Consider the following 15,033-nt stretch of genomic DNA (forward strand, 5'->3'; position numbering starts at 1 on the left):
CCCGTGTCAGTAGGCCTGGGCGCGGGCTTGGAAAGCGTCCGCCACCACGCCCGCGTCCTGCGGGAAGGACACCCGTTCGGCCACGCCGTCGGAGGTGAAGCGCGAGGCGGGGTCGGCGGCGAGCTTGTCCAGCCACACCGTCGAGGCGAGTTCGGCCTCCTTGCCCGTGGCCGCCTGGGACCGGATGCGCGGGATGCGCACCGGGTCGAAGTCGCCGGAGTAGGGCGAGGGGGCGGGGTTGGCGCCCACCAGCAGCGCGCCCCGGTAGTGGTACTCGACGCCGTCGGCGGCGCCGTCGACGGCCAAGCCGGGTTCACTGGGGAGGATGCCGAAGGGCAGGGCGAGGACCTCGGGCTCGCCGCCCGCCCGGCGGATGGCCTGATCGCCCCGGGCGATGTCCTGCTGGGCGGCCGCGGGGCCCGCGGTGCGCAGGTTGACGTGGGTCAGGGTGTGGTTGCCGACCTCCATGCCGTGCGCCCGCAGCCACGGGATCGTCCGGAGGCCGCCGGGGTCGCCGAACGGGTCGGCGTTGACGAAGAAGCTGCCGACCCCGCGGAAGTCGGGGTGGGCGGCGGCCACCTCGCGCATGATCGCGACCGCGGTGCCCGCCACCGGGCTGCCGTCCGCGGCGAGCGCGAACTGGGAGGGGTCGGCGTCGTCGAAGGTGAGCACGACCGGGTGGGCGCCCGCGGGGATGTCGATCTCCCCCTTGGCGTACTGCGCCGCCGTGACGGTCACGTAGCCCTCACCGGCCAGGCGTTCGAGTTCGGCGCGGAAGTCGGCGGGGGTGCGGTCGTAGACGCTGCGCGGGTCGGCGACGACGCGGTGGTACATCAGGACCGGCACCTGGCCCAGCTCGTTCGCCGAGACCTCCTGCGGCGCGGGGGGCGGCGGGCTGGTGGAGGTGACCTGCGCTTCCGGGGTGACCGAGGTGGCCGGGGCACCCGGGCCCGCGGCGTCGGAACCCGCGCAGGCGGTGGCGAGGGCGAGCACGGCGACGGCGGCCGACACCCGCCCGGCGGTCCTCAGCTCAGTCATGATCACCTCTCCACCGTCGACCGGGCGCCTGCCCGGCGCAACGCGGGCACACGAAAGTATGACCTCTGATTACGTCGCCGCCGAACGGGGAATGATGAGGTGAAACCGCCAGTGGAGGGATTCTCACGTGGTAACTCAGGCTAGCCGCAGGCGGCGCGCGGTGCCGTTGCTCATCGGGCTGCTGGTCACGCTGGCGATCGTGGCGCCGCTGGGCATCCGGGCGCTGTCCGCGGCCGACCCGGTGGTCTCCGGGGTGGACGAGGGCGCCACCGTGACCACCGACGCCGTGCGCGCGCTCGGCGTCAGCGCGCCGGAGGGGCACGACCTCGCCGACGTCGAGGTGCTCCTCGACGGCGAGCCCGTGCAGACCCGCCGCGACGGCGACCGGTTGCTGCTCGACGACCCGGTGCTGCCCGACGGGGAGCACAGCCTCTCCGCCCGGGTGCCCGCCCGGATGATGCCCGACCGCGAGGCCACCGTGCGCTTCACCGTCGACGGCACCGCGCCTGAGCTGGTGGTCGAGCCCATCGCGGTCAGCGACCCCCGCAAGCCCTTCACCCTCAAGGGCAAGGCGAACGGGGCCGCGGTCCTGACCGCCGACGACCAGCCGGTCCCGCTCGCGGACGACGGCGCGTTCGCCGTCCAGTTCGCCAAGGCCCCCGCCAGGGTGCTGCTGTCCGCCCGCGACGAGGCGGGCAACAGCGCCAAGCAGGAGTACGCCGTGCCGGTGCGCCACCCCGGCATGAAGGCGGTGCACATGACCGCGATGGCGTGGACGTCGGACGCGCTGCGCGAGCCGGTCCTGCGGATGGCGCGCGAGGGCCGGATCAACACCATCCAGCTCGACATCAAGGACGAGAGCGGCGAGGTCGGCTACCAGTCCCAGGTCCCGCTGGCCCGCGAGATCGGCGCCACCCGCGACCACTACGACGCCAAGGCCGTCGTCGACCAGCTCCACAGCGAGGGCATCCGGGTGGTCGGCAGGCTCGTCGCCTTCCGCGACCCGATCCTGGCCAAGGCGTCGTGGACAGCGGGCAAGACCGATCGCGTCGTCCAGACCCAGGACGGCAAGCCCTGGTCAGGCGGCTACGGCGACTTCGCCTTCACCAACTTCGCCAACCCCGAGGTCGTGGCCTACAACGCCGACCTCGCCACCGAGGCGGCGGAAATCGGCTTCGACGACATCCTCTACGACTACATCCGCCGCCCCGAGGGCGCGCTGACCCAGATGAAGATTCCCGGCCTGCAGGGCACCCCGGAGCAGGCCATCACCGCGTTCCTCGCCAAGAGCCGCGACACCGTGCGGGCCAAGGGCGCCTTCCTCGGCGCGTCGGTCTTCGGCATCGCCGCCTCCCGCCCCGGCCCGGTGGCCCAGGACATCCCGATGATGGCCGAGCACGTGGACTACATCGCCCCGATGGTCTACCCCTCGCACTGGGGACCGGGCGAGTACGGCGTGGCGCAGCCGGAGTCGCAGCCCTACGACATCACCGCCCGCTCGGTGGCGGAGTTCGTGGCCAAGGCCAAGGACAGCGGCACACAGGTCATCCCCTGGCTCCAGGCGTTCTCGCTGCGCAAGACCTACGGCCCCGCCGAGGTCCAAGCACAGATCCAGGCGTCCAAGGACAGCGGGGCCAGCTCGTTCCTGCTGTGGAACGCGAGCTGCCGCTACGAGTCGGCAGGTCTCACGCCCGCACCCTGACAGTCCTGCACGACGCGAGCGGGGCATCGGTGATCCATAGGTCAGGACCGATTCAGCGGTTCCACCAACCTGGAGACGCGCGGTCGCGGCCTCGTGGCAGGGACGCGGTCAAGTGAGTCCTGTAAGTCATGCGGATGTCCCGGGACCCGTTCTCGGGGCATCCGCACCTGCACACGGAGGATCGGCTGCCGTTCTCGCGGCGCTATGAGCACGATCGGAATCGAGGCGGCTGTCAGCGGAGCCAGTCGCACTGAGGGCTGGTCAGCGCATGGCGTTGCTGTGCCTGGCAGCGTGCGCGGCGAAGAACGGCGCGGAGGCGGGGGAGTGTTCCAACACCGTCCGCCCGTCAAGCCGGGCCAATGCTCCATCCAGGTCGACGGTGACCTTCGGCATGCCGGGATTGCGCCGCAGGTGGCCTTGGACATCGACGAGCAGGTAACCGCGTTCGAACAACTCATCGCACCCCAGGGTGCAGGCGGCCATCGTGTTAGCCAGGTTGAGTCGTTCCTCTGTCGTGGCGTCCGCCCGGCGCTTGATGTGAGCGAGCCGCAGCAACCCGACCGGGAGCTCGCGGTGACAAAGGCTGCAGGGAATCGACTCCGCGTCCCCGAAACGCTTTCGACGCAGTCGCCGCTGCTCCTTGCGAACGATTGTCCTGGCCACCCCGTCCAAACCGTCCAAGCCGTCGAGCAGCCGGTCGGAGACGTCCTCGCCAGGTTCGTCGTCGATCTCGTCGAGGACGGGGTCCGTCTCGGCGATGGGTGTTGGGCCCAGCAGGGGGAGTCCGCGCCGCAGCATGGCGTCGCGGGCTGTCGCCAGCACTTCGGTCCGCAGACCGCCGGGCGGGATCGCGGGCAGTTCGACCAGCGACCCGAGCGGCACCCGGAACGGGTATGTGTCATCGGGCCACAGTGGGGTGTGGTCCTCGCGCAGCGGGCCGGTCACCTGCGCCAGCGTGATCGACTTCAGGAAGGCGCTGACCCAGGCCACGTTGTCCGACGGTGTCCTCGGCCACCCGCTGGGCGGCGTCAATGTCTGGAACTCCCGAGCGAACACCAGCCAGGTCAGGCCGTGCGGCCGCCGCAGCCACGCCATGGTCCGGGCGACTTCCTCGCCGTGGGAGTCGGTCTTCCAACCCCACGTGCGCTTCGCCAAGCCGATGTCGAAGTTGGTCTGAGCCTGGCTTCCGACATAGACGTAGGCGTACCGGGCCACCATCGCTCCTTCGCATCAGCCGTGTTTCAGGGGTTGAAACGAAGTAGATCATGGCACGGTGTGGGAACCAGGTGAGGGTGGCCGGGGGCCTCCCGGCCACCTGGATGTTCGTCGGCACCCCGTCACAGCAGCATGATCGGTTCGCTAGATGAGTAAGTCCTATTTGGGTTAGTGGTTGTAGACGGTTAGGGATATCGGGTGATGGGTTGGCCGGTGGCCCGGTTGTGCCAGATGGTGGCGGTGAGGGCGAGGAGGCGTTGAGCGATGCGGGGGTGACGCCGTCGATGGTGCGTCCGCCGTGGTGTTCGAGGTCGAGTTGGCCTTTGAGGGTGTCGAACACGGATTCGATGAGCTGCCGGAAGGGTGTGAGTAGGTGTTGGCCTGGTCGGGGTGTGTGGTTGCGGTAGTTCGGTCGCAGCAGGCCCACCCCGCGCTCGTGCAGGAAGTGGTCGAGTTCGGCTGAGCGGTGGCCCTTGTCGCCGAGGATCAGCAGGCCGGGGCGGTTGGCGAGCAGGCTGGGGTAGTGGTCGAGCATCGCCATCAGGACTTGGCGTTCGTCAAGTTTCGGGTCGGTCAACGCCCAGGTGATCGGGAGTCCGGCGGGGGTGGTGATCAGGTGCAGGCGCAGGCCCCAGAAGAACCGGGAGTGGCTGGCGCAGTACCCATAGCCTGCCCACACGGCCAGCTCCGAGCGTTTCGCGGTCTCGCGGGACCGGCCGCACTCGATCGGGGTGGAGTCCACGATCCAGGTGTCATCGGCGAACAGGTCGGTGTCGACGGCCAGGGCCCGGATGACCCGTTTGAGCAACGGGACCGCGCCACGGAGGGGCTTGTTGTACCCGGACTGCTGGGGCCAGGTGCGGGAACGCCCCGGGCATTTGGCGTGGCAGGAACCTCAACCACCGGGCCTCGGAGGTGAACCCCAACATCGCTTGGGCCACCGCCACCGTGAGCAACTCGGCATCGGTCAACCTCGGCGGACGCCCCCTGCGGGCGGCCCCGCCCAGGTGGTCGTCGATCTTGACGTGGAGTGCGGCCAGAAGGGTGTTCAGGTCGGTCGTCACAAACTGATCTTGATCACCCTTCTGCCATGCCCAGACACCATCCCAACCTAGGACTTACTCATCTAGTCCGCGGACGCCCTCGCCCTGCCTGCGCGAACACCCGCCCCGTGGACCCACCCAGCTAGAAGACGGGGCCGACGTCCTTGGCGACGATGGCGTCGAGGGCTCGCTCGGCGACGGCGGCGATGGTCATCGAGGGGTTGCAGGCGGCGGTGGAGCCCGGGATCAGCGCGCCGTCGAGGACGTAGAGGCCGCGCTGGCCCTGGACGCGGCCCTCGAGGTCGCAGACCGTGCCCATGTTGGCGCCGCCGAGGGGGTGCCAGGTGTTGGGGGCGATGCCGGTGGTGTCGATGACGGTCGACAGCGGGCCCGCGATGGCCTTGACGCGTTGGTCGATGCGCTTGGCCAGGTCGGCGTCGGCGTTCTTGGGCCACTGCAGGATTGCGTCGTCCTTCGCGGCGTCGTAGGTGAAGGTGCCGCGGCCCTGGCTGACGCCGTAGCCGACGAGCATGGTGGTGCGCAGGCTGGTCAGCGGGGCGGGCAGGGACGCCTGGATGACGGTGTTGGGGGTGGCCGTGCCGGTCCACTCCTTGCTGCCGTAGACGACCGGGCCGCCCTGCAGCGGGCCGAAGTCCTCGGCCAGGCTGGTCCAGGTGTAGATCCGGTCGCCGTTGGAGCCCCAGCCCGCGCCGAGGCCGTCGGGCAGGTCGGGGATGGCGCCCTTGGCCCCCGCGCGCATCAGCAGCCGGGTCGTCCCGGCCTGGCCCGCCGCCATGACCAGGGCGCCCGCGGTGAGGATCTTCTTCTCCAGCACCGTGCCGTCGGTGTGGATGCGGTTGGCGTGGATCTCCCAGGTGCCGTCCGGGGTCCGCGCGATGTCGGTGACGTTGTGCTGGGTGGCCACCGTGCAGCGCCCGGTGGCCTCGGCCGCGGCGATGTAGGTGACGTCCACCGAGTGCTTGCCGCCGTTGTTGACGCCCAGCGCGCAGTCGCCGTTGGTGTAGGAGGGCTTCATCTCGCCCTTGAGTTCGCGCAGCGCGAAGTCCCAGTCGATCGGCATTGGGATCTTCTCCACGTCGAAGCCGTTGCGCTGGGCGTTGCGGGCGAAGACGCGCGCCGCCGCGTAGGTCTTGCTGTTGATCAGCTCGTCCGGCGCCGTCCGCAGCCGCAGCATCCGCGCCACCCGCGGGTAGTGCACCTCGTCCATGCGCTTCCAGTCGAGCCGCTCGGGCAGGCTCGCGTTGAACAGCTCCTCGGTCGGCTGGAGCGTCATGCCCTGGTACACCAGCGACCCGCCGCCGACGCCCGCCGCGCACATGATGGTCATCCCGTTGCCCGGCACGCTCTCGAGCAGACCGGTGTAGCGCTCGAACGGGATGTCGGGCAGACCGGGCAGCGATGGCGAGCTGCCCAGCCAGAAGATCCGCTTGTCCGGCGACGCCACGTGCGGGAACGTCTCCGCGTTCGGCCCGCTCGGCCAGCGCACGCCGCGTTCGAGCACGTGCACCGGCACACCCGCCTCGGCCAGCCGCAGCGCGGCCACCCCGCCGCCGAACCCGGAGCCGATGACGACGACGCGGTGCCGCTCCCTGGTCGTCCTGACCCGGCCGCCCGCGATCGCCACGCCACCGCCCACCAGGGACAGGCCCGCGGCGGCAGCGGCGCCACGCAGGACGGAACGGCGGTTGAGGCTGGACATGCTGGGTCTCCTCGCGGTTGACGACTGGCCGGAGTCTAGGAAGGCCATCCGAGAGAAAGAACTGATTGCCGATCTCACTACCGGCCAGTAGGGTCGGGGCGCATGGCCGCGTTCCCGTCGTCGTGCCCGCCGTCACCCCGTCGAGTCGACGCCAGGCGCAACCGCGAGACCATCCTGCGCGTCGCCGACGAGGTCTTCGCCGAGAGCGCCGAGTTCGCCTCGCTCGACGAGGTCGCCCGCCGCGCCGGACTGGGCCGGGCGACGGTCTACCGGCACTTCCCCGACCGGCACGCCCTCGGCGTCGCGATCGCAGACCGGCACGTGGCCGCCATCCGCGCCGCGGTCAGGTGCTGCCTCGACGGCGAGCTGCCCCTGCGTGACCTGCTGCGCGCGATCCTGTCCGCCCAGGTCACCCGCCGTCCCCTGGTGCGGCTGTTCCAGGAGATGCCGCCCGGCGAGCAGCTCCGCCACGTCGGCGTCCTCACCCGCGAGCTCGAACCCGCCTTCCACCAGTCCCAGGCCCGCGGCGAGCTGCGGCCGGACCTGGTCATCGCCGACCTGGAACTCGTCTTCGAGATGATCGAGGGCGCCATGGCCACCGGCCCGTACACCCGCGACCGCGTCGCCTCCACCCAGCGCCTGGTCGTCGCGGTCGTCGACGGCCTGTTCGCCCCGGCCGGGCACCGCGGCGCCGTCGAGGACCCCAGCGCCCCGCACCAGGGCTGACGCCGCTGTCACACCTCGACCGGCTGTCTCGTCCAAGTGGTGAGACCGAGACGAGGGAGACAGGTCATGCGGATCGCGGTAGCCGGTGGGACCGGCGCGGTGGGGCGGCACGTGGTGGAGGTGGCGCGCGAACGGGGGCACGAGGTGCTCGTCCTCGCCCGCTCGGCGGGCGTCGACCTGGTGACGGGGGAGGGGCTCGACCTGGCCGGGGTCGACGCCGTGGTGGACGCCTCGAGCGTGCGGACCGCGAGCGCCGACACCTCGACCCGGTTCTTCGAGGCGGTGACCCGCACCCTGCTCGCGACCCCGGCGCCGCACCTGGTCGCGCTGTCGATCGTCGGCTGCGACGTCGTCGACATGGGCTACTACGAGGGCAAGCGCCGCCAGGAGGAACTGGTGCTGGCCGACCCGCGCGGCACCGTCCTGCGGGCGACGCAGTTCCACGAGTTCGCCGGGCAGATGCTCGAGCGGACCAGGAAGGGCCCGTTCATCCTCGCGCCGAGGATGCGCAGCCAGCCGGTCGCGGCGCGCGAGGTGGGCGAGGCGCTCGTCGACCTGGCCGAGGGGCCGCCGGTAGGCCGGGCCGAGGACCTGGCCGGACCGGACGAGCACGACATGGCCGACCTGATCCGCAAGGTGAAGCAGGCCTCGCGGATTCGCGGACTGCTCGTGCCGGTCGCGCTGCCCGGGGCCGTCGGCAAGCAGATCCGCGCGGGCGGCCTGCTGCCGACCGGCCCGGGAGCGCGCGGCAAGCAGACCTTCGACGAGTGGCTGGCCCGGTGAGCCCCGCCGTCCGCCGCGGGCTCCTGGTCGTCTTCGCGGTCTCCGCCATCGGCATCGGTGTGTGGTGCTACTTCGCGCCCGCCCACTGGTACGCCACCTTCCCCGGCTTCGGGCTGACGTGGCTGCCGGTGCTCGGCCCGTTCAACGAGCACCTCGTCGCCGACGTCGGCGCGTTCTACCTGGGGTTCGGCGTGCTGAGCCTGGTCGCCGCGCGTCGCCCCGCCGACACGGTGCTGGCCGGGTGGGGCTGGGTGGTGTTCAGCGTCCTGCACTTGGTCTACCACCTGCGGCACCTGCACATGTACTCGCTGCGCGACCAGGTGTTGAACGTCGTCGTGCTCAGCTTGTTCGTCGTGATGGGGGCTGCTTTGCTCGTGCCGCAGCGCAAGCGAGCGTGACGCCGGTGGGGCGGGGACGGCGCGCACGACCCGATCGGCGGGCGCCGATGAGTTCGGGGCCCGCGGCCGGTCGTACCTGGTGACCCCGACGAAGGAGCGCCATGTTCGACCTGCACCCCGCCGCCGACGCCACCGCGACCGTGATCGCCCGCGTCACCCCCGACCACTACGCCGCCGCCACGCCCTGCGCCGGGTTCTCGGTCGCGGACCTCCTGGCCCACCTCGACGAGGTCGCCGGTGTCCAGGAGCGCCTGCCCACTCATCCCGCCGCGACGGCGGGCAGAGTGCGTGCCCTGGCGGCGGAGTGGTCGGCCCCCGGCGCCTGGACGGGCACCGGGTTGTTCGACCTGTCGAACGCCACCTGGGGGCGGATCGTCCTCACGGAACTCGTCGTCCACGGCTGGGACCTGGCTCGCGCCACGGGTCAGCCGGTCGCCTTCCCCGACGAGACCCTGCGGCTGTGCCTGGACCACGTCACCGAGTTCATCCCCTCGGCCCCGGTGCCGGAGCTGTGGGGGCCGCCGGTCCCGGTCGCGCCGGACGCCTGCCTGCTGGACCGCGTGCTCGCCACCACCGGCCGCGACCCCGCCTGAGAACGGGTGGTCAGAGGCCCATCGACTTGCGGATCTCGGCGAGCTTGTCGGCGCCCGCCTTCTTGCGCTTGTCCAGTTCCTCGTCGAGGGACTTCACGTCCGGGCCGCTGCCGCCCAGGCCCGCCAGCTCCTGGGAGCCCTCGGCGGTGGCCGAGCGGCCCTCGATGCGGGAGCGGACGTAGTCGAAGCTGGGCACACCGCCCTCGGTGTAGTCCGGATCGGGGAGCTGGGTGGCGGGGGAGGCGGGGACGACGGCGGAGGGCTCCTCGACGATCTCCGCGTCGACCGGGGCGTCCTGGGTCTGAGGGGTCTGCGAGTCCCGGGCCTCGGGGTCGGCCTGGGGGTCGGGGTTCGTCATGGGGGTGCTCCATCCGGGTCGGTGCTCCCCACCGACCATAGCCGGAGGGGTCAGTGGCGCGCGGGCGGAGCGAGTTCGCGGACCAGGAACTCGACCTGGTCGGCGACGGCCCGCTCGAACGGCTCGCCGCGGTAGATGTCGAAGTGGCCGACCGGGTACTCCACGACCGAGCCGCGCGGGGCCTTGGCGGCGTAGCGCAGGGTCGGGCCTGCCGGGGCGACCGAGTCCCGGGAGCACACCGCGAACAGGACCGGGCAGGTGATCCTGGCGGCGCTGCGGCCGGGCAGGTAGCGGCCGATGTGCAGCCCGATGCGGCCCGCGACCCGGTCCGGGAAGCCCGCGGCGGGGAACAGGGCGCGGTAGCCGGGCTCGGCGTCGGGCGCGGTCATCAGCGCGGCCGAGCCGGGCGGGCCGACCAGCGGGACCAGGGTGGGGGAACGGCCGAGGAGGGCGCCGAACTGGTCGCGCAGGACGGCGGGCATGAGCTTGAGCAGGCTCTTGAGGCCCAGGGCGCGCACCGAGGCGGGGCCGTTGGTGAACGGGCACTGGGACACGACCGCGGCGACCTTCTTGTCCCGGGCCGCGGCGGTCAGGACGTGTCCGCCGCCGAAGGACGAGCCCCACAGCGCGACCCGGGTCGGGTCGACGTCGGGCAGGGTGCGGGCGTAGGCGATCGCGGCGGCCCAGTCGGCGAGCTGGCGGTTGATGTCGAGCAGTTGGCGGGGCTTGCCGCCGCTGGCGCCGAAGTGCCGGTAGTCGAAGACCAGCGCGGAGATCCCGGCCTCGACGAAGCGGGTGGCGAAGGCGTCGAGGCCCATCTCCCTGGTGGCGCCGAGGCCGTGGCCCAGGATGACCATGGCTCCGGGCTCGGCGGCCGGGTACAGCCAGGCCGCGCAGGTCGTCCCCCCGGACGGGAATGTCACCTCGGTGCGCACGACTGCCCCTCCGCCCTGGTCCACCTCGCCATCGACCGTTGTCAGCACCCGGCCCCGGCGATAGCCTACCGATGAGTAGCTTCTGGTCAACCTCATCGTGGAGGCACGGATGCGCACCTGTGACGCCGTTGTGGTCGGCGCCGGCTTCGGCGGTCTCGGGGCGGCGATCGCGCTTCGCGAGCTGGGCTACACCGACCTGCTGATCGTCGACCGGGAGGACGGGGTCGGCGGCACCTGGCACGTCAACCACTACCCGGGCCTGGCCGTCGACATCGCGTCGGTGACCTACTCCTACTCCTTCGCGCCGAACCCGCACTGGTCGCACGTGTTCGCCCGCGGCCCGGAGCTGAAGAAGTACGCCGAGCACGTCGCCGACACCTACGACCTGCGCCGCCACCTGCGCCTGGGCACCACCGTGCTCGGCGCGGAGTGGGACGCGGCCGCGGGCCGGTGGGTCGTGCGCCTCGACGACGGCGAGACCGTCGCCGCCCGCTTCCTGCTCACCGCCACCGGGTTCCTGTCCCAGCCCAAGAAGCCCGACATCCCCGGAGTCGACGACTTCGCGGGCACCGTCGTGCACACCGCCGCCTGGGACGACTCGTACGACGCCGCGGGCAGGCGCGTCGCCGTCATCGGCACCGGGGCCACCGCCGTGCAGCTCATCCCCGAGCTCGCGCGCACGGCCGCCGACCTCACCGTCTACCAGCGCACAGCCATCTGGGTCACGCCCAAGCTCGACGGGCGCATCCCCAAGGTCGTGCAGCGGCTGTTCGCGAAGGTCCCGTTCACGCAGCGGGTCGCGCGCGCGGCCAACTCGGCCGTCCTCGAGGTCATCATGGTCGTCGGCGTGCTCAACTACCGGCGCGCCAAGCTCGCCAACAAGGGTGCCGAGGTGCTCGCCCGGCTGCACCTGCGCCGCCAGGTCCGCGACCGCCGCACCCGCGAGGCGCTGACCCCGGACTACTCCTTCGGCTGCAAGCGCCCCACGTTCTCCAACGACTACTACCCGGCGTTCAACCGGGACAACGTCCACCTCGAGACCGCCCGCATCGACCACATCGCCGCCGACGGGATCGTCACCGCCGACGGTCGCAAGACCCAGGTCGACACCTTGGTCTTGGCCACCGGGTTCGACCTGTGGGACACCAACTTCCCGGCCATCCCGATCACCGGCCGCGACGGCCTCGACCTGGGCACGTGGTGGCGCGACACCCGGTTCCAGGCCTACGCGGGCGTCACGGTGCCCGGCTTCCCGAACCTGATCAGCCTCAACTCGCCCTACTCCTACAACGGGCTCTCCTACTTCTCGACCATCGAGTCCCAGATGCGGCACATGAAGCGGCTGATCGGCGAACTCCAGCGCCGCGGCGCGGACACCTTCGAGGTCACCGAGCGCGCCAACGCCGCGTTCCTGGACCGGATGACCGACCTGCTCGGCGACTCGGTGTTCGCCCTCGGCAACTGCGCCCCCGCCCGGAGCTACTACTTCAACCAGCACGGGGATGCGGCCCTGCTGCGCCCCACCTCCACCGCCAACGGCAAGCGCGAGGCGAGCGGCTTCCCGCTCAGCGACTACAGCTTCGCCTGAGCGGGAACAGGCAACACCCCACGTCAGGAATTCACCGCCGCCCGTGGTTTCCGGTCGGTTCTCAATAGGACAAAGACTGGACGAAACCGCCATTCCCGGTGACTTCGCGCCGTGCTTCCCGCAGGATCGAACCCGCGTCCGAACGCGAGGGTCGGTCGTGAACCGGGAGTGGCGAGATGGGCGAACGGGAACCGCGGGACGCGGATGCGGCGGACGAGTGGATGGACGCCCAGATCCGCGCGCACCTGGAGCGCCTGCACGCGGGCGACGAACGGGCACTGGCCGACATCCTGGCCCTGGTGCGGCCGATCGTGGCCCGCAAGGTGCGCTACCGCATGGCCTCGCTGGGCACCGCGCACGAAGACGTCGTGCAGGAGATCTGCCTGGCGCTGGTCAAGGCGATCCCGACGTTCCGCTGGGACGGCAAGCCGTTCATGGCGTTCGTCTCCGGCATCGCCGCGCACAAGATCGCCGACGCCTTCCGCGCCCGCGGCCGCGACCGCACCGAGCCGTTGGCCGACCCGTGCCAGCGCCCGGACCCCGGCGTCGGCCCGGAGCAGGCGGCGCTCAACGCCGAGTTGGGCGCGCACGCCCGCTCGCTGGTGGACACCCTGCCCGCCGCCCAGCGCGAGATCCTGCACCTGCGCTTCGTCATCGGCCTGGGCTCGGTCGAGACCGCGCACGCCGTGGGCTCCACCCCGGGCGCGGTCCGCGTCGCCCAGCACCGGGCCCTGAACACCCTGCGCAAGCGGCTCAAAGGCCAGGCCTGACCCGTTTTCGCCCGGAATGTCGCCTGTGGTCTCATTGCGCCGTGGTGGACTTCGACCTGGGGTGGTTCGACCCGGAGCTGCACGCGGCCGTGAGCGCGGTGTACTCGGGCGACCCCGTTCCCGCGGTGGACCTGGTGGCCTCGACCCGCGGCGACTGGGCCAGGCGCGAGCTCGTGGTGGACGTGCTCGGCCCGGTCTCGCTGGCCGTGTTCGACGAGATCCCGGACCGCCCCGGCGCGGCGCTGCTGCGCGCGTCCGCGCTGTGCGCGGCGGGCTGGGAGACCAGGGGTGGTCAACTGGCCGCGGAGACCGAGCGGGTCCAGTTCCAAGGCATGGCCGACTACCACGCCGACGCGCGCGAGTGCGTCGCCGAGGCCGCCGCGGCCGATCCGGAGGACCCGGTGCCGTGGTCGGTGCTGCTGACCTGCGCGCTGGGCCTGCCCACTGACCGGGAGGAGCCCGGACGGGCGTACCTGGCGGTGGTCAGCCGGTTCCCCGGCCTGTACTCGGCGACGAAGAACCGGCTCATCTCCCTGGCGCCGCGCTGGTACGGCTCGCTGGAGGAGATGTTCGGCTTCGCCACCGCGCACGTCGAGGACCTGCCCGACGGTGACCCGCTGCTGGCGCTGGTGCCCGCCGCGCACATCGAGGGCCACGTGGAGAACCGCGTCGAGCAGGACGCGACGGGCGGGCGCTGGCGGCGCGCGGCCAGGAAGGGCGCCTACCTGCGCGACTGGGAGGTCATCGCGCAGGTCGACGCCGCCTCCGACCGGCTGCTGGCCGGGCCGGGGACACTGCCCCACCCCAGGTCGATGACCGCCCACCAGGTGTTCGCGGCGTTCTACCTCGCCGTCGAGCTGCACGGCGGCGGGTCCCCCGTCGGCCGCACCCGGCTGGCCAGGCACATCGCCAACGCGGGCCCCGGCCCGGTCACCTGGCCGTGGAGGTACTTCGGCGACCACCAGAAGCTGTTCCAGCTCGCGCACGACGTCCGGCCCTGACCGTTCACCCGGAGGGGGGTGACCGCCTTCCCCCGGACGGCGCACTGTGGTCTGATACCGCGCGTGCCGGACCTCGCCCAGGGGTGGGAAGACCCCGAGCTGCGCGCCGCCGCCCTCGCCGCGGGAGAGGGCGACCCGGGGCCCGCCATCGACCTCGTGACCGCGACCCGGGGCGACTGGGACCGCCGTGACCTGGTGATCGGGTTCATCGGCGACCACGTCCTGCCGGTCTACGAGAAGATCCCGGACGTCCCGGAGACCGCCCTGCTGCGCCCCGCCGCGTGCGCCACCGCCGGGTGGGGGTCACGCGGCCCGGGGCGCGGCGCCACCGTCACCCGCCTGGGCGTGGAGGCCGCGGCGGACTTCATGGCCGCCGCGGACGAGTTCATCATGGAGGCGGCCGAGTTCGACCCCGACGACCCGGTGCCCTGGTCGCTCCTGCTGGCCTGCGTCCTGCCGTTCGCCGCCGACGACGAGCAGCCCGCCTCGGCCTTCATCGAGGTCGTCCGCCGCGCGCCGCTGCTCTACAGCGCCCGCCTGAACCGCCTGCAATCGCTGGCCCCCAAGTGGTTCGGCACCCGTGAGCAGATGCTGGGCTTCGCCCACGCCACCGCCGCCGACCTGCCCGACGGCCACCCGCTGCACGCCCTGGTCGCCCTGGCCCACCTCGAGTCCTACCTCGAGACCCTCACCGAGGGCGGCTTCTTCAAGCGCCTGCGCCGCGGCACCGGCTACCTCCGGGACGAGTCCGTCCGCGCCGAGGTCGACGCCGCCTCCGACCGCCTCCTCGCCACCCCGCCGTTCGGGGGCGGGCGCCACCCCCGGTCGGGCTCGGCGCACCAGGTCTTCGCCGCGTTCTACCTGGAGCTGGCGGAGGGCTTCGCCTGCTCCGCCCCGGCCCGCTCCCGCCTGGCCCGGCACATGGCGCTGGCGGGGGCGGGCCCGGACGAGCTGCCGTGGGCGTACTTCGGCGACCCGGTTGACCGGTTCCACAAAGCCCGGTCGATCCGGGGCTGAGCGCTTCTGCCGCTGCCGAGCGCCACCGCACCCAGTACGATCTGTGCCGGAAGATCAACGCGAGGAGTGACACCGGTGCTGGTGGCCGAGGACGACATCTCCGGGTGACCCCGGGACGGCGGGCGGTTCTCCCGATCCAGGGTGGG

The 15,033-nt window shown here is 72.0% G+C and carries 14 protein-coding genes and 1 pseudogene; 9 read left to right on the forward strand and 6 right to left on the reverse strand.

Going from position 1 to position 15,033, the window contains the following annotated elements; genetic code table 11:
- Positions 1-6 precede the first annotated feature (6 nt).
- Positions 7-1,038, reverse strand: a complete 1,032-nt coding sequence (locus GCL84_RS20650) for a polysaccharide deacetylase family protein (RefSeq protein WP_156757163.1) — start codon at positions 1,036-1,038, stop codon at positions 7-9.
- Positions 1,039-1,165: 127 nt separating this feature from the next.
- On the opposite strand from GCL84_RS20650, the gene GCL84_RS20655 reads away from it, so the two are divergent.
- On the forward strand, positions 1,166-2,740 hold the full coding sequence (locus tag GCL84_RS20655) for a putative glycoside hydrolase (RefSeq protein WP_156757164.1): 1,575 nt from the start codon (positions 1,166-1,168) through the stop codon (positions 2,738-2,740).
- 261 nt (positions 2,741-3,001) lie between these two features.
- On the opposite strand, the gene GCL84_RS20660 is transcribed toward GCL84_RS20655, so the two are convergent.
- From GCL84_RS20660 to GCL84_RS20670, 3 genes and pseudogenes are all read right to left on the reverse strand, one after another.
- The gene (locus GCL84_RS20660; RefSeq protein WP_156757165.1) at positions 3,002-3,955 is read right to left on the reverse strand and encodes a hypothetical protein; all 954 of its coding nucleotides are present in this window, start codon (positions 3,953-3,955) and stop codon (positions 3,002-3,004) included.
- A gap of 168 nt (positions 3,956-4,123) precedes the next feature.
- A pseudogene (locus tag GCL84_RS20665) lies at positions 4,124-5,019 on the reverse strand (IS982 family transposase).
- A 121-nt stretch (positions 5,020-5,140) separates the two neighbouring features.
- Positions 5,141-6,718 (reverse strand): GMC oxidoreductase, encoded by a 1,578-nt coding sequence (locus tag GCL84_RS20670; protein WP_156757166.1) that lies wholly within the window; start codon positions 6,716-6,718, stop codon positions 5,141-5,143.
- A 102-nt stretch (positions 6,719-6,820) separates the two neighbouring features.
- Between GCL84_RS20670 and GCL84_RS20675 the strand changes: the two genes are divergently transcribed.
- From GCL84_RS20675 to GCL84_RS20690, 4 genes are all read left to right on the forward strand, one after another.
- The gene (locus tag GCL84_RS20675; protein ID WP_156757167.1) at positions 6,821-7,444 is read left to right on the forward strand and encodes a TetR/AcrR family transcriptional regulator; all 624 of its coding nucleotides are present in this window, start codon (positions 6,821-6,823) and stop codon (positions 7,442-7,444) included.
- Positions 7,445-7,510: 66 nt separating this feature from the next.
- The gene (locus GCL84_RS20680; protein ID WP_156757168.1) at positions 7,511-8,227 is read left to right on the forward strand and encodes an SDR family oxidoreductase; all 717 of its coding nucleotides are present in this window, start codon (positions 7,511-7,513) and stop codon (positions 8,225-8,227) included.
- Entirely contained in the window at positions 8,224-8,625 is a 402-nt protein-coding gene (locus tag GCL84_RS20685) for a hypothetical protein (RefSeq protein WP_156757169.1), read from the forward strand. The genes GCL84_RS20680 and GCL84_RS20685 overlap by 4 nt, the downstream gene beginning before the upstream one ends.
- Positions 8,626-8,726: 101 nt before the next feature.
- Positions 8,727-9,218: a maleylpyruvate isomerase family mycothiol-dependent enzyme gene (locus GCL84_RS20690; RefSeq protein WP_156757170.1), complete on the forward strand. Its 492-nt coding sequence runs from the start codon at positions 8,727-8,729 to the stop codon at positions 9,216-9,218.
- Between the two features lie 10 nt (positions 9,219-9,228).
- On the opposite strand, the gene GCL84_RS20695 is transcribed toward GCL84_RS20690, so the two are convergent.
- Together GCL84_RS20695 and GCL84_RS20700 are read right to left on the reverse strand one after the other, a co-directional pair.
- Positions 9,229-9,576 carry a PspA/IM30 family protein gene (locus GCL84_RS20695; RefSeq protein ID WP_235926515.1) on the reverse strand — a complete coding sequence of 116 codons (348 nt, stop codon included), beginning with the start codon at positions 9,574-9,576 and terminating at the stop codon, positions 9,229-9,231.
- A 50-nt stretch (positions 9,577-9,626) separates the two neighbouring features.
- Positions 9,627-10,511: an alpha/beta hydrolase gene (locus tag GCL84_RS20700; protein WP_235926516.1), complete on the reverse strand. Its 885-nt coding sequence runs from the start codon at positions 10,509-10,511 to the stop codon at positions 9,627-9,629.
- 109 nt (positions 10,512-10,620) lie between these two features.
- Between GCL84_RS20700 and GCL84_RS20705 the strand changes: the two genes are divergently transcribed.
- From GCL84_RS20705 to GCL84_RS20720, 4 genes are all read left to right on the forward strand, one after another.
- A complete protein-coding gene (locus tag GCL84_RS20705) occupies positions 10,621-12,099 on the forward strand; it encodes a flavin-containing monooxygenase (RefSeq protein ID WP_156757172.1) in 1,479 nt (492 codons plus the stop codon).
- 176 nt (positions 12,100-12,275) lie between these two features.
- Positions 12,276-12,869, forward strand: a complete 594-nt coding sequence (locus tag GCL84_RS20710; RefSeq protein ID WP_156757173.1) for a sigma-70 family RNA polymerase sigma factor — start codon at positions 12,276-12,278, stop codon at positions 12,867-12,869.
- 41 nt (positions 12,870-12,910) lie between these two features.
- Positions 12,911-13,870, forward strand: coding sequence for a hypothetical protein (locus GCL84_RS20715; RefSeq protein ID WP_156757174.1), 960 nt, complete (start codon positions 12,911-12,913; stop codon positions 13,868-13,870).
- 63 nt (positions 13,871-13,933) lie between these two features.
- On the forward strand, positions 13,934-14,887 hold the full coding sequence (locus tag GCL84_RS20720; RefSeq protein WP_156757175.1) for a hypothetical protein: 954 nt from the start codon (positions 13,934-13,936) through the stop codon (positions 14,885-14,887).
- Positions 14,888-15,033 lie beyond the last annotated feature (146 nt).

The organism is Actinokineospora pegani (genome assembly GCF_009745975.1).
In the GTDB taxonomy this organism is placed as follows: domain Bacteria; phylum Actinomycetota; class Actinomycetes; order Mycobacteriales; family Pseudonocardiaceae; genus Actinokineospora; species Actinokineospora pegani.

Coding starts and splice junctions, on each gene's coding strand:
- GCL84_RS20650 (WP_156757163.1), bottom strand. CDS start 1,038: ATGACTGAGCTGAGGACCGCCGGGCGGGTGTCGGCCGCCGTCGCCGTG.
- GCL84_RS20670 (WP_156757166.1), bottom strand. CDS start 6,718: ATGTCCAGCCTCAACCGCCGTTCCGTCCTGCGTGGCGCCGCTGCCGCC.
- GCL84_RS20675 (WP_156757167.1), top strand. CDS start 6,821: ATGGCCGCGTTCCCGTCGTCGTGCCCGCCGTCACCCCGTCGAGTCGAC.
- GCL84_RS20680 (WP_156757168.1), top strand. CDS start 7,511: ATGCGGATCGCGGTAGCCGGTGGGACCGGCGCGGTGGGGCGGCACGTG.
- GCL84_RS20690 (WP_156757170.1), top strand. CDS start 8,727: ATGTTCGACCTGCACCCCGCCGCCGACGCCACCGCGACCGTGATCGCC.
- GCL84_RS20695 (WP_235926515.1), bottom strand. CDS start 9,576: ATGACGAACCCCGACCCCCAGGCCGACCCCGAGGCCCGGGACTCGCAG.
- GCL84_RS20705 (WP_156757172.1), top strand. CDS start 10,621: ATGCGCACCTGTGACGCCGTTGTGGTCGGCGCCGGCTTCGGCGGTCTC.
- GCL84_RS20710 (WP_156757173.1), top strand. CDS start 12,276: ATGGGCGAACGGGAACCGCGGGACGCGGATGCGGCGGACGAGTGGATG.